General features: G+C 43.1%; 21 protein-coding genes and 5 pseudogenes. 9 read left to right on the top strand and 17 right to left on the bottom strand.

Annotation, left to right across the window (positions count from 1 at the left end; genetic code table 11):
• Positions 1 to 5 precede the first annotated feature (5 nt).
• Positions 6 to 869, top strand: coding sequence for an ABC transporter permease (locus JCM16161_RS11400; RefSeq protein ID WP_243671501.1), 864 nt, complete (start codon positions 6 to 8; stop codon positions 867 to 869).
• A gap of 37 nt (positions 870 to 906) precedes the next feature.
• Here the strand turns inward: JCM16161_RS11400 and JCM16161_RS11395 are convergent.
• Positions 907 to 1,370 (bottom strand): annotated as a pseudogene (locus tag JCM16161_RS11395) (YbhB/YbcL family Raf kinase inhibitor-like protein).
• Positions 1,371 to 1,477: 107 nt separating this feature from the next.
• Here JCM16161_RS11395 and ilvD point away from each other — a divergent pair.
• Positions 1,478 to 3,178: pseudogene (gene ilvD / locus JCM16161_RS11390) on the top strand (dihydroxy-acid dehydratase).
• On the opposite strand, the gene JCM16161_RS11385 reads toward ilvD, so the two are convergent.
• From JCM16161_RS11385 to JCM16161_RS11370, 4 genes and pseudogenes are all read right to left on the bottom strand, one after another.
• On the bottom strand, positions 3,156 to 3,599 hold the full coding sequence (locus JCM16161_RS11385) for a hypothetical protein (protein ID WP_054855910.1): 444 nt from the start codon (positions 3,597 to 3,599) through the stop codon (positions 3,156 to 3,158). The pseudogene ilvD and the gene JCM16161_RS11385 overlap by 23 nt on opposite strands.
• 23 nt (positions 3,600 to 3,622) lie before the next feature.
• Positions 3,623 to 4,137: pseudogene (locus JCM16161_RS11380) on the bottom strand (GTP cyclohydrolase I).
• Positions 4,138 to 4,292: 155 nt separating this feature from the next.
• Entirely contained in the window at positions 4,293 to 6,071 is a 1,779-nt protein-coding gene (locus JCM16161_RS11375) for a hypothetical protein (RefSeq protein ID WP_054855909.1), read from the bottom strand.
• Positions 6,072 to 6,110: 39 nt separating this feature from the next.
• Positions 6,111 to 6,980 (bottom strand): ABC transporter ATP-binding protein, encoded by an 870-nt coding sequence (locus JCM16161_RS11370; RefSeq protein ID WP_054855908.1) that lies wholly within the window; start codon positions 6,978 to 6,980, stop codon positions 6,111 to 6,113.
• A 41-nt stretch (positions 6,981 to 7,021) separates the two neighbouring features.
• Between JCM16161_RS11370 and JCM16161_RS11365 the strand changes: the two genes are divergently transcribed.
• The 5 genes from JCM16161_RS11365 (at position 7,022) to JCM16161_RS11355 (ending at position 11,059) form a co-directional block, all read left to right on the top strand.
• Positions 7,022 to 9,430 (top strand): MMPL family transporter, encoded by a 2,409-nt coding sequence (locus tag JCM16161_RS11365; protein WP_243671500.1) that lies wholly within the window; start codon positions 7,022 to 7,024, stop codon positions 9,428 to 9,430.
• Positions 9,421 to 9,840: an MMPL family transporter gene (locus tag JCM16161_RS18530; RefSeq protein ID WP_243671499.1), complete on the top strand. Its 420-nt coding sequence runs from the start codon at positions 9,421 to 9,423 to the stop codon at positions 9,838 to 9,840. Before JCM16161_RS11365 ends, JCM16161_RS18530 begins: the two co-directional genes overlap by 10 nt.
• A 4-nt stretch (positions 9,841 to 9,844) precedes the next feature.
• On the top strand, positions 9,845 to 10,069 hold the full coding sequence (locus JCM16161_RS18525; protein WP_243671498.1) for a hypothetical protein: 225 nt from the start codon (positions 9,845 to 9,847) through the stop codon (positions 10,067 to 10,069).
• Positions 10,066 to 10,413: a hypothetical protein gene (locus tag JCM16161_RS18520; RefSeq protein ID WP_243671497.1), complete on the top strand. Its 348-nt coding sequence runs from the start codon at positions 10,066 to 10,068 to the stop codon at positions 10,411 to 10,413. The genes JCM16161_RS18525 and JCM16161_RS18520 overlap by 4 nt, the downstream gene beginning before the upstream one ends.
• A gap of 124 nt (positions 10,414 to 10,537) precedes the next feature.
• The gene (locus JCM16161_RS11355) at positions 10,538 to 11,059 is read left to right on the top strand and encodes a hypothetical protein (RefSeq protein ID WP_054855907.1); all 522 of its coding nucleotides are present in this window, start codon (positions 10,538 to 10,540) and stop codon (positions 11,057 to 11,059) included.
• Between the two features lie 17 nt (positions 11,060 to 11,076).
• Here the strand turns inward: JCM16161_RS11355 and JCM16161_RS11350 are convergent, their stop codons facing one another.
• From JCM16161_RS11350 to JCM16161_RS11330, 3 genes are all read right to left on the bottom strand, one after another.
• The gene (locus JCM16161_RS11350; RefSeq protein WP_243671546.1) at positions 11,077 to 12,024 is read right to left on the bottom strand and encodes a molybdopterin-dependent oxidoreductase; all 948 of its coding nucleotides are present in this window, start codon (positions 12,022 to 12,024) and stop codon (positions 11,077 to 11,079) included.
• Positions 12,025 to 12,832: 808 nt separating this feature from the next.
• Positions 12,833 to 13,156: a hypothetical protein gene (locus tag JCM16161_RS11340; protein WP_054855905.1), complete on the bottom strand. Its 324-nt coding sequence runs from the start codon at positions 13,154 to 13,156 to the stop codon at positions 12,833 to 12,835.
• Between the two features lie 482 nt (positions 13,157 to 13,638).
• A complete protein-coding gene (locus JCM16161_RS11330; RefSeq protein ID WP_054855903.1) occupies positions 13,639 to 14,232 on the bottom strand; it encodes a xanthine dehydrogenase family protein molybdopterin-binding subunit in 594 nt (197 codons plus the stop codon).
• 106 nt (positions 14,233 to 14,338) lie between these two features.
• Between JCM16161_RS11330 and JCM16161_RS18515 the strand changes: the two genes are divergently transcribed.
• Both JCM16161_RS18515 and JCM16161_RS18510 read left to right on the top strand, forming a co-directional pair.
• On the top strand, positions 14,339 to 14,563 hold the full coding sequence (locus JCM16161_RS18515; protein ID WP_243671496.1) for a roadblock/LC7 domain-containing protein: 225 nt from the start codon (positions 14,339 to 14,341) through the stop codon (positions 14,561 to 14,563).
• 5 nt (positions 14,564 to 14,568) lie between these two features.
• Positions 14,569 to 14,718 (top strand): hypothetical protein, encoded by a 150-nt coding sequence (locus JCM16161_RS18510; protein ID WP_243671495.1) that lies wholly within the window; start codon positions 14,569 to 14,571, stop codon positions 14,716 to 14,718.
• Between the two features lie 91 nt (positions 14,719 to 14,809).
• Here JCM16161_RS18510 and JCM16161_RS11320 read toward each other — a convergent pair.
• The 9 genes and pseudogenes from JCM16161_RS11320 to JCM16161_RS18490 form a co-directional block, all read right to left on the bottom strand.
• Positions 14,810 to 16,074, bottom strand: a pseudogene (locus tag JCM16161_RS11320) (MFS transporter).
• 133 nt (positions 16,075 to 16,207) lie between these two features.
• Positions 16,208 to 16,936, bottom strand: a complete 729-nt coding sequence (locus tag JCM16161_RS11310; protein WP_054855900.1) for an HAD-IA family hydrolase — start codon at positions 16,934 to 16,936, stop codon at positions 16,208 to 16,210.
• Positions 16,926 to 17,639, bottom strand: a complete 714-nt coding sequence (locus JCM16161_RS11305; protein WP_054855899.1) for a DUF47 family protein — start codon at positions 17,637 to 17,639, stop codon at positions 16,926 to 16,928. The genes JCM16161_RS11310 and JCM16161_RS11305 overlap by 11 nt, the downstream gene beginning before the upstream one ends.
• Before the next feature lie 112 nt (positions 17,640 to 17,751).
• Positions 17,752 to 18,006, bottom strand: coding sequence for a hypothetical protein (locus tag JCM16161_RS18505; protein ID WP_243671494.1), 255 nt, complete (start codon positions 18,004 to 18,006; stop codon positions 17,752 to 17,754).
• A 51-nt stretch (positions 18,007 to 18,057) separates the two neighbouring features.
• Positions 18,058 to 18,198, bottom strand: a complete 141-nt coding sequence (locus JCM16161_RS18500) for a hypothetical protein (protein WP_243671493.1) — start codon at positions 18,196 to 18,198, stop codon at positions 18,058 to 18,060.
• A 66-nt stretch (positions 18,199 to 18,264) separates the two neighbouring features.
• Positions 18,265 to 19,616 (bottom strand): annotated as a pseudogene (locus JCM16161_RS11295) (RuvB-like helicase).
• An 80-nt stretch (positions 19,617 to 19,696) separates the two neighbouring features.
• The gene (locus JCM16161_RS11290) at positions 19,697 to 20,974 is read right to left on the bottom strand and encodes an MBL fold metallo-hydrolase (protein WP_243671492.1); all 1,278 of its coding nucleotides are present in this window, start codon (positions 20,972 to 20,974) and stop codon (positions 19,697 to 19,699) included.
• A gap of 94 nt (positions 20,975 to 21,068) precedes the next feature.
• Positions 21,069 to 21,677, bottom strand: a complete 609-nt coding sequence (locus tag JCM16161_RS18495; RefSeq protein ID WP_243671491.1) for an SPASM domain-containing protein — start codon at positions 21,675 to 21,677, stop codon at positions 21,069 to 21,071.
• Positions 21,677 to 22,309 carry a radical SAM protein gene (locus tag JCM16161_RS18490; RefSeq protein WP_243671545.1) on the bottom strand — a complete coding sequence of 211 codons (633 nt, stop codon included), beginning with the start codon at positions 22,307 to 22,309 and terminating at the stop codon, positions 21,677 to 21,679. The genes JCM16161_RS18495 and JCM16161_RS18490 overlap by 1 nt, the downstream gene beginning before the upstream one ends.
• Positions 22,310 to 22,343 lie beyond the last annotated feature (34 nt).

Below are 22,343 nucleotides of genomic sequence, written 5' to 3'. Positions count from 1 at the left end.
TGGCTATGGCAATGAGGTTACACGTACTTCATGGGCTCTGGGCATTGACCAATAGGGAGTTGGCCAAGTGGTATAAGGTACCTGTCATACTAATAATATCGCTAATACAACCAATTGTTTGGTTAGCATTCTTCGGTAAGTCAATGAACTTCGCGGTCATGTTCACGAGTGGACTAAACATACCTGGGCTGAACATACCTAAGCAGGTAATTGACGAAATCGCGTCTGAGGTCCTAAAGGCTAACTTCGGAACTACCGACTACTTCTCCTTCCTGGCGGTGGGTATGTTGTCATTCATAACACTATTCACGTCATTACAGAGCGGTATGAGCATCGTGTGGGATAGGAGACTCGGTGTTTTAAGTAAGTTATTGACCACGCCAGTGCCCAGGGGCAACATCATAATGGCTAAGGTCCTAAATTCCATGATTAGGTCACTGGTTCAATCAACAATAGTACTTATAATAGCGATACTACTTGGCATGAAATTAAACCCGAGCCTAAACCCACTAGACATACTGGGTGCCTACGCGGCCCTCGCCCTAATGTCCATGGGATTTGCATCCCTCTTCGTGACGCTAGCCCTCAGGTCAACCTCCTGGGAATCGCAAATGGCAATAATGAACCTACTAAATATGCCGTTAATGTTCGCAAGCAACTCCTTCTATCCCGTTAAGTCGATGCCCTGGTGGCTGAAGCCCGTTGCCCTCGTGAACCCATTAACGTATGTAAACGATATCAACAGGCAACTACTACTTGGCATAGCAGGGCAGAGCCTACTGCTTGATTACATGTACCTAATAGCCTTCGCGGCAATATTCTCAATAATGGGAGTAGTGCTTTCCTGGAGATACCTCTCCGAGGCATGATTTTAAACGAAGTGAGGAAAGTAATGACTTACCGCCTTTACCTTGAGTAGGTCCCCATGTACTCGGCCGTGCCAATTATGTTGTTCTTTATTATCCTCAGCACCTCATCCTTAGAGGCTCTCTGCTTAATGTTGGGCACGGTATTTAACGCGTACAACCTGAAGAAGTACCTATGGGGTTTATGACCTCTTGGTGGGCATGGACCGCCATAACCAATTCTACCGAAATCATTAATGCCCTGAATGCCAATGCCCTCAACGACTGGGGTCTTTGGTACGTTCTCAGGGAGCTCGACCCTATCGGGCGGTATGTTGTAAAGAACCCAGTGGGTGAACACGCCTATTGGTGCATCTGGTCCTCCATTATTAGGACGAGAGATTTAGTACCACTTGGGGTGTTTGTCCATTGTAATGGTGGACTCACATCAACATCATCGCATGTGTATTTTCTGGGAATTCTCTCGCCATATTTAAAGGCGGGGCTTGTTAGTGTAAATGACATACAAAATCATTATCAATCTATAAGTGAATTATAAGTATTATGTTGATCCTAATTCTAATGTGTTAAGTAGTGAATTAATTTAATAGGGTTTGGTATATAGATTATTGATGGTGAGGGTAAACCTACGCAGTCAGGAGAGGTATGGTGGGGTCCTAAATGCTCCACATAGGGCCTTCCTGAGGTCAATAGGTTTTTCAGATGAGGACATTGGTAAGCCATTAATCGCTGTCGTTGCTGCATGGAGTGAGGCTGGCCCATGCAATATCCACACACTTCAATTGGCGGTTCACGTTAAGGAGGGTGTGCGTAGAGGCGGGGGCTCACCACTTACGGTACCTACGATAGTTGTTAATGACAATATTGGCATGGGCACGGAGGGCATGAGGTATAGCCTAGTGAGTAGGGAGGTTATTGCCGACACCATAGAGGCCCAGGTCAATGCACATGCGTTTGATGGGTTTGTCGGTATTGGTGGTTGTGATAAAACAACTCCCGGCATTTTAATGGCGATGGCTAGGTTGAACATACCCGCCGTCTACCTATATGGCGGAACAGCGGAACCCGGCTTCTACGGTAATCTTAAACTCACGATTGAGGATGTACATGAGGCAATTGGTGCTTACCTAGCGGGTAAGATTACGGAGGATGAGCTTTATGAAATAGAAAAGAGGGCGCACCCAACCTATGGAACCTGCGCTGGCATGTTCACAGCAAACACAATGGCTGCGATAGCCGAGGCGCTGGGTATGGCATTACCTGGTAGTGCATCACCACCGGCAACATCCGCAAGGAGGATTATGTATGCAGTTGAGAGTGGTGTTGCGCTGATGAATGCCCTGGAACTCGGTATTAAGCCTAGGGATGTCATGACATACGAAGCGTTTGAGAATGCAATAACCGTGCTAATGGCGATGGGAGCTCAACAAACGCTATATTACACCTACTCGCCATTGCCTATGAGGCTGGGGTTAAGTTAACACTCGATGACTTTGACAGAATATCTAGGAGGACGCCGTACATAGCGAGTTTAAGGCCTGGTGGTGATTATGTAATGGCTGACCTTGACGCCGTTGGTGGCGTTCCACTGGTTATGCTGAAGTTATTAAAGGCTGGTTTGCTCAACGGTAAGGTGCTCACAATAACAGGTAAGACATTGGAGGAAAATCTGAGGAATTACAAATTCCCTAACGTACCTCATGACCACATAGTTAAGGATGTAAGTAACCCGATAAAGCCTTGGGGCGGCATTAGAATACTCAAGGGCTCACTGCGCCCGAGGGTGCCGTGATTAAGGTCGCAGCCACGGAATTAATGAGGTTTGAGGGTAAGGCAAGACCATTCAATAGCGAGGAGGAGGCATTCCAGGCAATTAGGAGGGGCGAGATTAAGCCAGGTGACGTGGTTGTCATTAGGTATGAGGGGCCAAAGGGTGGTCCTGGAATGCCCGAGATGCTTAGGGTCACGGCAGCAATCGTAGGGGCTGGCTTAGGTAGGGATGTGGCATTGGTTACTGATGGTAGGTTTAGCGGTGCTACCCGCGGTTTCATGGTTGGTCATGTGGCCCCTGAGGCCGCCGTTGGAGGGCCAATAGCGGTTGTTGAGGATGGTGATAGGGTCCTCATTGATGTGGAGAATGGACGCCTAGATTTGCTAGTGCTGAGGAGGAGATTAGGAGAAGGTTGAAGAATTGGCAACCACCACCGCCTAGATACACGAGGGGGTTGCTGGCTAAGTACGCATCGTTAGTTACGTCAGCATCGATGGGTGCCGTGACATTACCAAGCCTTAATGAGCCATTAATTGCCTAATCACATTTTCAATGCCCTCATTCTTAATTACCCAATGGTTAAACCTCATTATTACCTTAATAACGTCATCACCATCATCAAGCCTCACCACGCCATTATACGCCAACTGCTTATTGAACCTAAGGTATAACTTACCATCATCAAATCTACTGTTAATTGTAACAAGGATTATCTCCCTATCCAATTGATCAATTATTCTAAGTATGTATCGGGCAATCTCTAGTGCGTCCTGCCCCCTGAACTGTACCTTTATAGTATTTATATCATTACCGAAGTGCCCCTGACCACTGCTCCTCGCTATGTTAATGCCATCCCTATACTGCGGAGGCAATAAATTAAGTAATGCCCTCACAACCTTAAGCTCACTCTCCGTTGCATGTACGTGAGTACTAATCTCAATATGTTCTATTGGGTTTATCACAATGATTACTGAAGATAATCCCCTTAATATTCCTTAGTCAGGACTATTTTAGGCACACTGCAGCGCGTCGAATTCCTTAATTCCCTCAACTCCTCAGTACTTATACCGTCCGACCAGGCTTCCGTGACCATGTACATATCCTCATCCTTAACACCCCTAATCATAGCGCACATGTGCAGTGCGCAGACCTTGACGTAGACATACCTAGCATGTAGTATCTCCTTAAGCTCATTGGCCAGCCTTACAGTAAACCTCTCCTGAAGCATGGGTCTAGCGGCAAGCCACTTAACATACCTAGCCACCTTACTCAGGCCAGGTACCTCGCTATTAAGTGGTTCGTAAACCACGGTAACCGTACCAATAACTGGTAATAGGTGATGCTCGCATAATGATACGAATTTAATGTCATTAATTGAAATACGACCAACATATTCATTACCCTCCATGGGAAAAAAAACTTAACCCTAGGTGGAGGTTCCCTCAGGCCACGTGTCAATTCAAGTAACGCATTCAAATACCTCCTAGGCGTCTCTCTCAATCCAGGTCTATTAGGGTCGTCACCCAGAAATTCTATTATTCTACCTATGTAGTCCTCAACCTCTACCTCCTCATCATTACGATTACTCTGCACAGAAGCAAGGCGATTAATACCTCTATTTAAGGAAAGCACCTATGCCTACTAAAAATAAATCCCTAATGAATTTTCCTCACCAACATTAACACTATTATTACTGATATTCCAATGCCAATAATTAGCAGGTAATAAACATCATAATTGGTGATTATGGCGCCAATAGCCTTTGGGGTTACTGTCTCATTATTAGAGGTTGCGGTTTCATTTATGAGCTGTATTAAGTACTGAGTATTTACTATAGATGGCATGTTTATCACGAATGTCTCCTCCACAGTAACGTCTATGCTGACATTCGTATTATTAATACTTAAGTACGTAAGGTATTGCTTGGCTAAGGCGGTCAATACGGCTTTCTTAACCTCATCGCTCATGATCTCGCCCTCAATCCTACTCTCATACACACTTACCTGGTTCGTGAATGATAACGCCCTTGCTTGATATGATGAGATGTTTATGTAGGTAATCAATAATTGGTTCGTTAAGTTGAGTAATTCGTTATGAAGTATGTAGAGACTCCTTGATATATTTATTATCAATAACTCACTCTCATTTGCCGCAGTTATTGCGTAGTTAAGTCCCTCGGTGGCTTGATTAACTTGACTTTGTGTTGATGAGAGCTCGCCCTGTATCGTGCCAAGGCTATCATATACCTGGGAGAGGGTTGTTAATGCATTCTCGATTTGATTTATTATTGTTATTGCGTTATTTATTTCATTTATTAAGGTGCTATTACTCGTTGAACTTTCTATTTGAAGCAAGTCCTGCTTCAACGTATTTAGGGAGTTCATGTACTCCTGCTCATTACTCACGATAGGACTAAGTGAGGTTCTTAATTGAGATATTACATTAGCCTCAGTGCCGAGTACCTGACCACCAGCGGTGAGTGCAATCTTGAGTTCAATTAACTGGGCCTGGAGTAGGCTTTCAACCATTAATGTTGAGTTTATTATGTACGCTGATGCGCCGAGCACCTGGGCCGTCTCATTAAGTAGGTTTATCAATTGCAGGAATTGCGTCATATAATTACTCGCGGACCCAGAGGCGCTTGTTAAGGAGGTTGAAAGGTTCCTTAATTGGTTAAGGGTATTGTTTAAGCTATTAATTGCCTCATTTAGGGAATTTATTGATTCATTTAAGTCAATGCTTGCCTCAACAGTTATTGGGTTTATCCTAACGCTATGCCATGGACCCATATTCTCAACCACCATGCCGAGCGATAATGAGGATGCATTCTCCGTATCGAATATCCAATAATCAATCTCATAACCAAGTATGTTCTGCGTTAACGTTGGTGTGACGTTGTATTCATAAAATAAACCGGACTGCCTGGTCAAGGTTATGGTGGTCATTATTGGGAATGGCAATAAATTAGTTACATTCACTGAAAAATCCACATTAGTGCCAACACCGCCATTAACAATTGTTGAGTTAATGCTGGATTTATTAACAAGGACTTGATAATTCAATGACGCAATCGGTAGTAATGTGTAAACCGGTTGAAACCTAACATTAAGGGTCTCCTGTGAGTATGGCTGTAGTGTGACGACCCAGGTCACCCTATTACCACTTATTGAGGCCGTTGATGGCGATACATACAATATGCTTGAGTATGGCAATACTGTCATAGAAACATTTAGGGAGATTGGGTAGGGCTCATTATTATAAAGTATTAGTGAATACTCAATGTAGTAATTCGTAGCCTGGTTGTTAGGGTTCAGGTACGTGACGTAATTAACCGTGAAATACGCATTCAACGCCTCACCTGCGTATGCCGTGGTTCCCATAAGTAATATTGCCATAATCGCAGTAACCATTAATAACGCATACCTAATACTCATCAATAGCGCAGACAACCCTTACTAATTAAACCTAATTTCCTACGTAGAACCAATAAAACCATTTATCAAATCCCTCCTCCTCTCTATCTCGCTTAAATCCTGGCCCAACCTCCTCAACCTCCTCTCCTCAAGGTCGAGTATCCTGAGGTATGATTTAATAACGGTTAATTGATCAACCCTCAACCTGCTGAATTCCTCCTTAATCCTTGCAAGGTCGCTCTCGCTCATTATCCTACCGCCCCTAAGGTAAATTATTCTATTACCTATTGCCGCAACCTCCATGTTGTGCGTGGCTATAACAAAGGTGACGCCTATGGCCCTATTCAACAGCTTAATTAGGTCGAGTATTAAGTATGAACTGGCCAGGTCTATGGAGCCGGTGGGTTCATCCATTATTATGAAGGATGGGTCATTAGCCAATGCCCTGGCGATCGCCACCCTCTGCTGCTGACCACCGCTCAGTTGGTTTGGTCTATTACTTGCAAACTCACCAACACCAACAAGGTCTAGAAGTAGCCTGGCCTTCTCCCTAGCCTCATCCTTAGTGTACCTCCCGGTTAATAGCATTGGTAGCATTACATTCTCAAGAGCAGTTAATTGCGAAACTAGGTTATACTGTTGAAAAACAAAACCAAGCCTCTCAAGCCTGAACTTTGATAGGTACTTCTCATCGGCATTCGTTACGTCAACCCCATCAATGACTACGTGACCGCTTGTTGGCTTATCCAACGTACCCATTATATTCATTAACGTGGTCTTACCGGAACCGCTGGGTCCCATGACGATTGTGATTTCCCCTCTCCTGATTGTTAGGTTTATATCAATTAATGCATCAACATAAACACTACTACTCAGGTAATACCTCTTACTAACATTTACGAGCCTAACAACCTCCTCATTATCCTCCACGGGAAATGGTATTTAATATGGGTTAAAATCCCTTATTGCGAATGACATTGAGGAAGGCGGTGTCCATTGCGGTAATCGTGATTTGGCTAATAATCATGATCTACCTAGCCCGGTATTCACTAAGTGTATTTAACGTATTAACGTATGACGAGACGCAATTAATGCCAAGCAATATAGAGCCAGTCATCGTCAACAACCTGGTTAATAAGTACATAGGCACTTCCAACGAGACGACACTCGTGGTTGTAATTAAACTAAGTAATAATGAGACGTCTAACATTGAGGATAGATTGAACTACGTAAATAACGTTGTTAATTACGTGGATGAGCCTGGTATAACAATTACCGATCTATTAACGGCATATAACAGCGTCTATAAAATCTACAATGAGACGATAAACAACGTCGCGGAAGGCATAATTAATAATGAATCCAGTACCGTATGGAGCCTCTATTGGTCGTTGAATAATGAGTGCTCATTAATAATGCGATTAAATAGGGAGTATTACTCCATGGTCTATAACATAAGTGGAGAGGTTAGTGGTGAATTTAATGCAACCATAAATTATGCACAGTTACTTTATTATGAAATTGAGAATTACTACCTAAGAAACTACCCAAATGCATCATTAAGTACATTATTTAAACTAACAACTAGGAATTACGAGCTTAGGTATGGTCAATATGATTCATACATTAATGAATTAGCCAATGAATCACTCATACAATTAATTAATAGGATTGGTGATAATCCATCACCATACACATTAATTTCGGAAAACATATCGGGGATTTTATTTACGAATTTTGAGAACATAATTCAGCGGGAATATCCGGGGATAGATCTATATAACATAACTGGTTATGTATACGATCAATTAATCAATGACAAAGTTAACCAGACCAACTTGGAAATCGCCATCTTGCCCGGACCAAACGCGAATATAAATTTGCTGAGACTCCTATTAATGCGGGAGTACATAAACAATACACCGCAGGTATTAGCACCATACATCTATCAATTGGCATGTAATGATAATGAATCCATCGTATACGCGGTATTGAATGACCTAAGGAGTAGCGTCACAAAGGCTCTAACGCAGGAATATCCACCGCCAAGTATCCTTGATTTACCTGACAACCTAACCCAGAGGTTCCTGAATGGCACGTATACGGTAGCCTTCATTACATTACCAGGTAATTATGAGGATGAGGTGTACGACCTGTTAATACGTAAGGATTGGGTATACCCAGTGAGCACGGGTGTTATTCTATACGAACTCGAGAAGATGGTTACAAGCGATGTGAACATAATTGATAAGACCACGGCGATTCTTGTATTCGTGACAATGATAGCAATGTTGGGTACATTGATAGGCCCAGTCATCTCATTGGCAATACTTGGCTTAACATATGCATCATCACTTGGGCTCCTTTACGACTGGGCAATACACTTCAAGCTTTATTACCTCACCGTGTACATGATTGCCCCAATAATCTTCGGAATAGGCGTTGATTACAGCATGCTCATGCTCAGTAGGTACCTTGAGGAGAGGATCAGGGGACTTAGTAAGGACGAGGCATTAAAGGTCGTATTAACACGCGTTAGGCCAACAATACTAACAAGCGCGTCTGTTGTTGGGCTTGGGTTGGGTAGCTTCGCCATTTCGAGGTATGGCTATATACAGGACATCGGTATTGGCTTTATAATCGCCGTGTCCCTCACAATCGTGGCAACGGCAATAATACTGCCCGAAATAATGAGGGTACTTGGTGATGGTGTGTTATGGCCCATGGGATTAAGGGCTAAGTCCGTTGAGTTGAGGACGGCATTCCTCTCAAGGATGGCTAAGTTCGCAGTTAATAGGCCAAAAACGATAGTCGCAATATTCTTAGCAATAACGGCCTTAGCACTTACGTATTTAGTACTGAGCATAAAAATAACCACGGATCCCGTGCAAGTAATGCCAAATACGCCAGCCAAGGTTGGGCTGACATTGTTGATAAATTACTTCAGGAATTATGATTACTCAACGGCATACCTGGTGGTTTACGGTAATAAGACCGCAGCAATCGCATTGCTTAATGCCGTTAAGAAGCAGAATTACGTAATCAATGCTGTCCTCACATATAATGGTTCAAACTTATACATAATAACGGCCACTGTGAATCAACAATCATTATCAGATAAATTAATACCAATATACCTAAGCCTTAAGGAGGTTGCTAATGAGGTGTCTAGGGAGTACGGCGTTAACGTACTTATTGGTGGTTCACCATCATATAAGTACTACTTCGTGCTTGGTTTTGAGCGTGAGTATTACGGCTTTATAATATACCTAATGATTACCATTAACATTGTGATCCTCACGATATACATGAGGTCCGTAATGATACCATTGAGACTCGTCGCAACGGTACTAATGAGCATCACCTGTCATTGGCATTGACAATATTCGTGTTTCAGGGCTTAATGGGGATAAAGACCTATTGGTTATTGCCGGTGATATTGATATCACTCCTGCTAAGTGTTGGTACTGACTATGACTTGTTCATAATCAGTAGGTTTAGGGAGGAGGTCATTAATGGGTTTAGTGATAGGGAGGCTATTGTCAGGGCTGTGGAGTTCACAGGACCTGTAGTCACTGGTGCAGCGTTAGTGCTCGCCATGGCCTTCGCATCACTGGCGCTATCAAGTATATACATACTAAAGCAGGTGGCGCTTGCCGTGGCCTCCTCGGTCATTATAGACTCATTTATTGTGAGACCACTGCTTGTGCCCGCCATAATTGTGCTCCTTGGAAAGTGGAATTGGTGGCCATTTAGCAATAAGGTAATTAAGCACCCAATTACTACTTAATTGCATGGATGGAATTTACAGGGTTTACCTTCCCTGGTACGTAAAGCTCAATGATGGGAGTAGGTATAGGATACCACTTAACGTGATAATGAGAGGTCTGAGGAATAATGTATTTGTGATTAGGGTACCGCAGGACGAGGTTGATTACGTAGCCGAAGAGCTCATTAGGAGGGGGTTTAAACCAACGATACTTGCCGTGAATAAAGCGAGAGGTATAGCCTGGCCATGAAGGTTGAGTCGCCCTGGGAAATACATACTAGGGTCTTCCCTGATGGTATTGTTGAGTCTGAGGTTGAGATTAGTAGGGATTATTTACAGCACCTCGTTGGACCGAGGTTTAACGTGGTTTATGAGATCTATGATTTGTTAAAGGATATAACTGATTATAGGAGGATATGCATTAAGCCGTTGGGCCGCTGTATTAATGATGTTATTGAGAATATTGGGATTGAGTTAAGGGCGCCTAGGGCGTTGATGCCTTGGAAGCCGCTAATTGCCGTGGTGTCATTAATGGCGTTAACACCGGTAATAGGTAAGGTAAGTAAGTCCTCTGTATTTCACTTATTACAGTGAATTAATTTACCAGTTTGTTGTGAGCTTCATATGTTTTTATGTATGTATTTATTGATTGAAAGAGCCTGATTATCATTATTTCTATTCCTCAACATTTATATCACCTGCTTATGAGTTAAATTAAGTGGGGACAGAGGGTAACACGATAGTTGGTGTGGCGGGTAATGCCGACGTTAAGGACATCATTAGATACATCTCCCACATAATAACATCGGCACTTGACGTGAAGCCAAGCGAGTGTCTGCTGAATAATTACAGTAATATTACGATGAATGCCGTGAACACCGTGATTAAATTATTCCCAGAATTGACGAAGGAATTAAATGCACTTGCAAGTAAGTTCACGGAAATACAGGAGGCAAGCAAGAGACTTGTTGGGGTTAAGGATGTTAGTGAGTATGCCGATAATGTATTGACTATTTTTACAACGTACAATGTCGATCCGGGGATTTATGCAGTATTTGCCGCCTTACAGGCGATGGAGGCTGCAAAAACTTGTGGCGAGAATGACGCAAAGTTCTTCCTGGTAAGGACATTATTGGCTGGTTCATTACCATTCAATTTATACAGGGTATTACTCGATTACCTAAGTATGGATCATAAATTCCCAATAAACCTATTAAAGGCCCTGCTCGAAACGATATGATGTATTGGAGTTCATATTCATGACTTAAAACCACCTATTAATTGATATAGATAGGATGGAGTTGCAGGCGTCCTACCAAGCTTCACCTTAACACCAGTTTTACTTCTTATGGCCTTCTCTAATGCGAGGAATACCGATGCCAAGGCGCCGGTAGTTCCTGACTCCCCAATGCCCCTGATGCCACCAGGTAATGTCGATGGCATATTTATTTCGTTTGTCGTGACCTTATAAGCAACATCTTCCGCATTTGGTAAACCATAATCTGCAAGTGAGGCATATAACAGTGTACCATCCTCGCCATAAAATGCTCCCTCCCAAAGGACTTGGGCAAGGCCTTGAAGTACGCCACCGTGAATTTGAGCCTCAACCTCTTCTTCAAGAAGTGGCTTACCCACATCATGTACAGTGAAGTAATCAACTACCTTTGCAACCAAGGTCTCTGGGTCAAGGTCAACAACCGCAACATGAGCGCCCGGCGCAAATATTGCCATGCTAGGCTTATAATCGACCTCCTCCTCAATAACCACATCCTTACATCTTATTGCATCAATTAATGATAAACCCATTGATGAAAGTCTTGAGGTAACTCTCTCGGCAAGTTCCGTAATAGCTGCCGCAACCACGGTGGCGCTCCTACTACCGAATGTACCAACACCATAGCTAAGGGTCTCCGTGTCACCAGGCACAACCTCAATGAGCTCCTCAGGTATTCCGAAAACCTCCGACGCATATTTTGTGAAGGCTGATACGTGGGCATGGCCCTGCGGTCTAGAACCAATAATTAACCTCATCTTGCCGTTACCTATCACGGCCCTAACACCCTCACCACCGAGTGCGCTCACGTATAGCGCAAAAACAGCAATGGATACGCCCTTATCCGGGTACCTACTCCTGAACTCGTAGTAATGCTTTGCCGCATCCTCAAGCACCGATTGATAATTAGCTGAGTCAATAACAAGGCCCAGCGGTGTCCTATAGGTTTCTCCATCCTTAATTATATTCCTCCTCCTAACCTCAACGGGTCCATACCAAGCTCATCAGCTAAGTCATCCATTAACGTCTCATGAATTAATGCAGCCTTAACTGCTAAGACTACCTAAAATCAATTCTTAATTTTTATTTGACTTTTATTTGGCAAAGTAAATTAGCCAAAGCTATAAAAGTAGGCAATGACTCTCTGCTTATTATAAGTTCCTGTAACTTCTCGCCAATAATATGCGTTTTTAAATAAATTTTAAATTTATTGCTTATTTCGATCATTTCCTTTAGAAATAAGTTAAGCATGTGAGCTTTATCATGCGTAGTCGCTTCTAAACAGTAATATCCTGATTTAGGTGCACTAATTTAAAGTTATACTTATTATATATTATCCATATTTCATGTGAATTATAGTTATTAAATGCTATGTGTATTATTTTACGTATCCTATAATGGTTAAGTATGGTAAATCTTACTCTTGGATCCTCAAGTTGAGAAACAAGGTTAAGTAAATTCCATGCAAACTTATAAGTACTATCTTTAGTAAACCATATAGCATTAGCATTACTTTTAAAATTAGAATCCATTAATGTATATCCTATACGTTTAAGTATATCCGCAAGTAATTTAGTACCGGGTTGTCCATCAATAATAATACTTATTGTAAAACCAGCGCAACGTTTATTACTATCTATGAATCCATCTCCGAGGTAAAATCCGGTCAAGATTGCCATTAAGTTTGCATCTAATTTACCGTTAAGCCAGGTCTTGAGCGCATCAAGTTTATTTTTAAAATTAAAACCTAATTAATGAATTGTTAAAGTAAGTCTCAATAGAAATACCTAACTCGCCATCATTAGTAACAGATAATCTATTTAATGAAAGACGTAATAAAACTCTACTGATGTTCTTGCTCTGCACAATAGCTTTAATTAATGCAGCAGTTAATACATGTATCTCGATCTCATTGTTCGTGATCACAAAGTTACTATCATATCTACCCCCATCACTTGAAAGTAAACCAAGTAATGTATCCTTAGCAATGTTATAATCAAGGCGTATTTGATCCTTGATTTCTACATTAATTGATATTCTCGATAATTCAAGTGCTATAGACACTGATGCATTCTTTGTTTTCTCTAACCTTATTAATACTTTCAGATCCTTTAATTTTTTTTGTTTTCCACGAACCTTATATAGAACGATTTTCTTCCTAATCTAATAAAATTTTGCGGATCTGTCTCATAGTTGTTATTTATTAACGCCTTCTTAATTTCCGGTAACCATGTATTATATGTATATCCTATAATTATGTTCTTAATTTTAACAAGAAAATCATAATAATCAAGAAGACCATTAATTGTAAGCACTTTATTTGGCGCAAGCATCATTAATTGTTCGTACGGATTTACATTCGGTAAATTAATATATTGCGAGTTATTAAGTACTGCATCAATTCGCTTTATTAACGTATTAATGGCATACTTAATTACGTCTTCTTCTGATAAGCCTTCATACCATATTTTCTTAGTCATCAAAAATATTTCCCATAAAAATTTATAACACACTAAAGCATATCGTTAATAGTCACGAACATCATACTAATTTACCTTAAACATTATAAAGAGTTTGTCGCCATTGTAATAAGCAATGCAGCCCTTGGGTTCCATTGGGTTGGCGATTAACCTAGTCTGTTCGATCTTCCTTTCAATGACTACGTCTGCTTCCTTAAATGCATTAAGATCGCCACCCTCCAATGTGGTGTCTAGGGATATGTTCGTGCCTATTTCAGGGTGTATTATTTCCTCGTTTTTCAATGCCTCATCTATGGTAATTACGGGCTTTAATGGTTCATACTCAATTGATACCTCATCAGCAATATCCTCAAGTGAATATCTAGATTCAGTTACTACGGCAGCCACTGGTTGGCCTACGAAGTTTACGGCATTGGCAGGCAACACGGGCATCCTAACAATCCTTGCGTTAGGCACGGTCATCGCCGGCATTAGTAAATTGCCTGTGGTCTTTGCCGTGAGAAATAGCAGGGCCTTGGTACCTGGTTCCTCTATTTTTAATATTCTGGCCCTCGCGTATGGCGATCTAATTACGTGGAGGTAAGCCATATTGTTTAGTTTTATATCATCTAGATATGTGGAATTGCCGAGCACGATATCCAAGTGCTCCCTAATTGGCACGGCGTTGCATTATAACGATCACTTTTAAGATTTGCCATGTGCTTTTCTTTTCTTTAATTCATAAAGAATAGAAAGATTTTTAATCAAAAACACTGTAAATTTGGCGATGGAGTCTAGCGTGGGTAAGGAGGTCGTGAACACCCTGGAGGAATTCATGAGTAGGGTTTTCCCTGATGTTATTGGTGCCCTTGTGGTTAGGCGTGATGGATTACCCGTAGCCTTTAAGGTTAGTAGTGAATTTAATGCCAAGGTTGTGAGTGCCATGGTTGCGATTGCAAGAAGCACAATAGATAGACTTGGTGCTGAGTTAAGCTTGGTGAACCATCAATAAGTATTGTGCAGTATACAAAGGATACATTATTAATTGCACCATTAAGTAAGGACTTAATCTTAACCGCAATAGCAAAGCCCGAGCCAAACCTTGGGTTAATACTACTTGAGATAGAAAAGCTAAGGGACAAATTAATGAAGATACTTGTTGAATAGAGAATGCAATAAAATCCTTTAAATCGTGCTTATTACCGTGAGAATATACCCACCCTACCCTCAAGGACCATCTGCTCTATCTGCGATGGCGTTAAGCCTTCGTTTCAGGCATGAATAAATATGACCAAAGAGCCACAAATAATATTGCACCACCAAGTAGTATAAATGCGCCGTCATAACCAATCTGATGTATTAATATGGGCATGTAGAAAGAGGCAAAGGCAGCGCCAAACCTTGAAAACATTGCAGCAAGACCCTGCCCAGTGGCTCTAACCCTAGTCGGCCAGATCTCGGCCATGGCGACAGTCCAGGGACCTGGGCCGAAGTTCATAAAGTAGTAGTAAATTGTGAACAGTGTCATGACTAGTGGGAAGGCTAGGGATGTGGAAAATAGGCCCAGCTTATACAGGGCTAGTCCAACGAACATATCAATACCCATTATCGTCGATCCAAGTATTGTCACGAACCTCCTACCAAGCATATCATAGGTAACCGCCGTAGTGTAATAACCAAGTAATGCAATCGCCCAATAAAGCGCTGAGGCTAAGAATGACATTTGAGGCGTTGTTACCCCAAGCCCCTTGGTTATGTATGGTGTGTACATGTTCGAGCCGTAAAAGGCTATGTCAGCCACGGGCCACCAAACCCATAGGAATATCGTTGTTATCCACATCTTACCTGCAAATAAATCCTTAATTGATGGCTTCTTAGCAATACCGGAGTCAAAACTTGCTTCCTTACCACCTGTCATCTTCTTAATGACATCGGTTGACCTCTCCTTAACCTTCCTACCTAGTTGTTCCTGCAGTGCGGCCCATCTTGGTGATTCGAGAATACCCATCCTAAGTAGGATAATGACTAGGCCCCAAATGGCCTCACTACCGAGCATGAACCTCCAGGTAAGGTCTGGGTTTATACTTCCCCATGCAACCGCCATGCCGTATGCGGACAGGAAACCAACGACAGAGCCAATGCCCCAGAAACTATTCATTGATGCAAGTGCGAAGCCCCTGCGTTTAGCTGGCGCGTACTCAGCAACCATTGTTGGGGATAGGGAGTAATCACCGCCAATGCCTATACCGAGCAGTAGTCTTACAATGAATAGCTCCCAGAAGTTCGTTACAAAGGCTGATAGGCGCCGAAAATCACGAAGAATACCAGGTCATATATGTAGAGCAGTCGTCTACCCATTCTATCCGCGATTGGTCCAAAAATTATGGCACCCAGAGCAACACCTATGAATGCTGACGCCGCCAATAACCCCGTCTCAACAGGCGTTAATTTCCATAGTGGCATTAAGTAAATTAGGGCTGCGCCTATGATTAACGTGTCGTAGGCATCCACGAACTGCCCCATGGAGGCTGTGAACCACGCGAGCCAGAAATACCTCCCAAGCCTCCTTAATGGCATGTCATCGAAGTTAATACTATTTCCTTCAATTCCACCACTCATTACCACTTTACTATTAATACCTATTAATATGCATTACCTATGTACACTTAAGCATCTGCAATAACTCAAGCAATGAATGAATCACGAAATCAGGACCCGAATTACCATATTCATTAAACCCAGGAACTATGTTATTATACCTATCAATAATCCCCGTATACATACCTACCGCCTTCGCCCCAGGCACATCAGTACTGATTCTATCACCAACGTAAATAGCCTCATTACCCCGCATATTAAGAATTTGCAAAGCCCTAATGAATGGCTCAGGATGGGGTTTGACATGGCTCGTATCATCCCCCGCAACCACTATTACATCAAATAATTCATAAACACCGTCCTTACGTATTCTATCCCTCTTAAGCCCCGGTTCCCCATCCGTATTCGTCACGATACCAAGCCTAAGGCCGCACCTCCTTAATTCGCCTAGGGTAGGCATGACATCAGGGAACAACCTACTTTTTGAACGCCATGAATCCCAATAAATCTTAACAAGCCTATTAATTTCATCACTACCAAATTCAACGCCCAATGTCTTGACCACCTCCCTAAACCAAATCCTTCTATCAAATTGGCCAATGGATTCCATCCTAATCTCGATATTCCTGATTATCCCGAGTATGTGCTCCACGCTAAAGTTAGTAATTAGTGATAATTCATGGGCAATGACCTGCCTCGCATAACTTCTTGCCTCACTAACGTCCATTATTGTATCATCATAGTCAAATAGCAATGCCTTTACGTTAACCTTTTCATTAAGCGCCATACGTGCTAATTAGTGTTAATAGCATATAGGCTATATCCTTTATTGAGTCGAGTACGTCATCGATGCCGAATATTAGGCTCATATTACTCATGAACTCTACGTAGGTCAACTCCTTAGCACTGGCGTATAGTTTATCTAGAGCTGAATCCTTTATGTCATCAACCTCCTCCTCAAGCTTCTGTATGCCCATGACCATGACCCTAATATCACTAAAGCTCTTCTTATCTAGGTTATTCATTACTTCAAGGAGCATTTTAAGGGCCTCCTTACCAATCCTGAGCATCTCCAGGAACTCCTCACTAAGGAACCTCCTGACAGGTTCGGTATTGCATAGGTAGTATGTACGCCTTAACTCCCTGGACAATACGTGAATCCCATCAAGTATGTCATCTGATTTATTGAGTATTGTGTCCATGATTAATGCCGTGGTTATTGGTACCGCACCCTTAAGTACCGAATCATTCACCTGCCTAACAATTTCATCACCCTCACGCTCGAGTGCGGCTATCTCCCTCATGCCCTCAGAAACCTTGGTCTTACTAATACTATTGTCCTCAACGGCACTTAACACCATCTCCTCAAGTATTGACATTGCTTTTTGACTGAGCTCAATATGCGTCACCAACCTACTTAGAAACTCCCTCTCCCCTACATACAGTGGCGACAATATCCTTCCCCAAAAGTCCCTTATGAATCGGGACATTTCCCAAGGGCTAAAATATGACTAAAGAGTTATATATAAACCAATTCCTCAACAGACTAGGTATGATGAGGATGAACCCAGCAGATTGGTGATGCCGGTACGCCGCTACTGATCAAGCCCTAGCAATCACGAGGTAGAATTTACCAACCTGCCTGCATATCGCCGGTACTTGACCAATTCGAAGCGCAACAATGCATGGTTCACCACCGCCAATCTTAGTGCTTATGTCAAGTAAGTACTTGTCATCAACCTTAGCCTTACTAAAACCACCACTCACCGGATACACGGCGAGGAAGTCATGGCCCATGTACTTAAACTGCATCTCCATACCGTAAACCTCATAGTAATGACTTACGGACGAACCCATCTCCCTGACCTTAACCTAATCGTTACGGGATTTCCCTGAGTATCCGTTGTTTTATAAATGACGTATGCACCATCTCTCAAACATTGCCCAATCCCTACCGGCCAGGTACATTATTGCGTGTATATTGACGGGTACTGTGACGACTCTGGTAACCGTGTATATTGCCTGAACAACATCGTTAAGGCTAAGCATGGGTAACCCCATAATCGGCTTTGCCTATTGCCTTTTTAACCTTAACTTTTCTTTAGGTGTAGAAGCTTAACGCAGGAAGTAGTTCTCGTACTCCTTAACGTATTGAACACTCTCCTTAACACTTAGGAATAGCTTCTTAACATACTCAACGTCATCCTTAGTAATCTCTTTATGACCAACTTCCTGGGCCCTCAACTGGGCAGGCGCCAGTAACTGTATTGCGTACCTAAGGCTCTCCTCAGTACCTATCTTAGTTAATTCCTCAAGTGCGTCATTAGCCAACGAAACCCTCTCCTCCTTAGCCCTAATTTTTATTATCTCCCTAACCTCATCAGCGGTGTAGCTTTGTCCTAATGATAATGAGCCTATCAAGCATATCCAGCGGGACGCCATGGGGCGACTCAACATCCGTACCCCTAATCTTTGTTATACCCCTGTTAGTGGCTAGGATGAGTATTGGACTTAACTCACTCTCCATAGCCCTGCTTAAGTAGGCCCAGGTCTCAATATCGAGCATGTGAACATCATCAATAAATAACACACCCGGCACAAGCTCGCCCTTCCCATCATTTATTAACTTCATCACGAACTCATCAACGGCCTTCCTAACCTCATTCGGGATTTCACGCTCCTCAGCCGCAAAGCCAAATATCATGGCACTCAGCAATCCCTGCTGCCTAGCCTGGTATATGTCGAGATCGTTAAGTGTGAAGAACCTCGTGATCTCCTTCTCCTTATATACGGGCCCCTTTGGAACCTCTATCTTCTTCTTTACATATATATCGTACGTCTCACCACCCTCACCCTTACCCTGGACAAACACCCTACCGGTCTCCTCATCAATCCATATGACGTCGCCCTCCTCAACGCCAAGCTCTATTAACTGCTCAGCAATCTCCGCGGGAACCCTGAGTCTCTTCTCCTCATCCTTAGTGGCCAATGTTATGGTTGCACTCCTGGGGATCTGGCATATGGGTTGTATGGATGCCTACCGTACTGAATATCTAGGCTCTTAACAACACCCTCATAGACCCTACGCCACTCCCTAATCCTAACGCCAATCGCGCTCCTAAGGGCCCTTGTCAGGAACTCCGTCTTCTTAACCTCCATACTATAAACCTCAGCCGCGCTTATCTGTACAAATGGCGTGTCGGGACCGAGCTCCCTGGCTATGCCTATGGCAAGTGCCGTTTTGCCAGTGCCGGGTGGACCAACGATTAACACGCCCTTGCCGCCGAACTTACCAGCTCTAATCATCTTAACAACGTAGTAGCGGCCTCCCTAGCCTCGACCTGCCCGACGAAACCGTCTGCCGAGAACTGCACCTTTCCATCCCTAACGCCTAAACCCTTAATGTGACTATGTAATCCAATTCTCTCGAAGGTTGGTTTTACCTCCTCAATCTTTATCTGAGACATAGTAGTTAACGAAGCTAAGCTAATACAGCCTTTAAACCTTTTCGATGCGATACCTACAATGATGTCTTAATAAACCAGGTTTACCTATTTATACGTATTAGTAATGCTTCATCGTTGGTTGGGACATGAACGTTATCGATTCCATACTTAGCCTTCAACCTTTCAAGGAATTGCAGCGCCTTTATCGCCTCCGTATGAACAAGGAGAACCTTAGTGTCTGGACTGAAGTGATTAATGAATGCCTCCAACTCAGCCCTGCCACTATGCGAACTAAAGTCGAACCAGTATAGTTTAGCCTCAAGCACTATCTCGGTCTTATCAATGAATGTCCTTCCCCTCGTTAGTAGTTCAAAGCCCGGGGTATCAGGTGCCTGATAGCTTGGAAGTATCACGGCATTCTTCCTATCCCTACCCAGCTTCTTTAAGTAATAAACGGCGGCGCCACCCTTCAGCATACCCGCTGGTGAGACTATTATCACGGGTTCCTTAGTTAACGACCTCCTCTGGTAATCTGTAGTGACCTCAAGGCTATTCTCCACGGCCTTAAGGTAAAGCTCGGGATTAGCCAGGTAATGTGGGTACTTAGCCACTATTTGATTGGCGACCCTGGCTAACCCATCAATTATTACTGGGTAGTCAATGCCATTCTTATAAAGCGTTATTAGTATCTCCTGAGCCCTACCGATCGTCAATACCGGTATTAACACTGAACCGCCATTCTCAATGGTCTCCTTAATAACCCTAATGAACTCCCTCTCAACCTCCTCCCTAGGTGGGTGTGTGTTGGTTACGTACGTACCCTCCATGATGACTACATCGACATCCTTAGGAACATTATTTATGTCGGCGCCGCGGAGTAGGTTTGATGACGATAAATTAAAGTCGCCAGTGAACAATACCCTGGCACCATTTATTTCGAGCAATGTCAGCATACTGCCGGGTACATGGCCTGCATTTATTATGGTGGCCCTAACATCCCTGGATATGTCAACATCCTCGCCGTAGGTCACAGGTATTGCGTGATCAAGCACAGCCTTAATCTCCTCATCCTCATAGGGCAGGTAATAACCGCTTAATTTAATGGCATCCTTAAACATTATATCCGCAAGCTCAAGCGTCAATGGCGTGGCGTATACAGGTGGTGGCGAACTAACGTATAGGCTCGGCAACGCGCCGCAGTGATCTAGGTGGGCATGGCTTAGGAATACGGCGGTTATGTCCCTGGGCCTAACATGGCCGGGCATTACAGGTCTATCACTCTCATCAAAGTTAACGCCATAATCAAAGAGGAATCCCTTGTCGGAATTGGCATCCTTAACAAAAATAGCCATCCTACCAACCTCGCCTCCACCACCCAAACCTTGATCATTAAATCAGTCATTTACTCAATGTAATCGTTAAAATAACTGGTTTATGTACTTTGTCACTTCGTTAAATTAGATTGAAGAATAATCAATTACCGCCATTAATACCCAGGGATTCCTCAAACTCCCTCATGACCCTCACCTGCCAGGGCTTTAGATCAACCTCGCCGAGTCTCCATAAACGCAGTAACGAATTCATGGTGCACAGTGGATCCATGGACCAGACATCACCATTAATTACCTCAGCCCTAACCCTACAACCACCGCAGTACCTTAGGTATGGACACCTCATGCATGGTGAATTGCCGTAACCCCTCTCCCTAAGCCTAATTACAAGCTCTGTATTTAACCTGGGCCTTAACCAAATCTCCGTTAGCCTCTCCCTCCTGACATTACCCATTGGTTTATCATTGAAGAATTGGCATGGATAAACATCACCATTTGGGTATATCGACATCACCTTCCTACCAGCACTGCATGCGCCCATCCTACTCACAAGTCTCAACTTACTCATGAACTCGCCCTCATCATTACTCGCTAATAACGATGCAACGACCCCATCGGCCGGGTTATCCACCGTCAATATCTCAATATCTGGGTACTTCCTGGCGATATCGATCAACCTCATTAAGAACCTAAGCATTTGGTCAGGGCTCGGTAGTAAGTTGATGATACCCTTACCCCTACCACTAGGCACTAGATGGTAAAATGCAACCCTTGAAATACCCAGTTTATGGCTAGTTCTACAACCTCAGGTGCATGATCAATGTTTAACTTAGTAACGGTCGTCCTAATACCAACTGGTATCCCAACCTCCATCACATTCTTAATACCTTTAATCGCCAAATCCCAGGCGCCAAGGACACCCCTTATTTTGTCATGAACCTCAGGTATTGGTGAATCAATGCTTATCCCAACGTATTGAACATTCAACTCCTTAAGCCTGAGAGCCCAATCCCTAGTTATTAACGTGCCATTGGTACTAAGGGATATCCTTATACCATAATCACCTGCTCTCCTCATAATCTCCGTAATATCCTCCCTAATCAGGGGTTCGCCACCACTAATAATGAGTAACGGCGTTCTCAACTCATGTGCATCATCAACAACCCTAAGGGCCTCCTCAGTCGTTAACTCATCCCTAGAGAGACCCTGAATAGCGTTTATGTAGCAGTGTATGCACTTTAGGTTGCACCTATACGTTATGTTCCAGAATATTAATGGCCTACTAATGTCCGTGAATTCCCTGTCACTCCTCACGTAGTCATGACCCTTAATGGAAAGGCTTACCGTGCCGCTTCCCACCACTAAGTTCGTTATGTTAATCATCCAATTCAACTAAGCATGTACCTAACCGGTATAA

Source organism: Vulcanisaeta sp. JCM 16161, from assembly GCF_001316285.1.
Note: the sequence above shows the minus strand (reverse complement) of the source record. Positions and strands in the feature narration are given on the sequence as shown.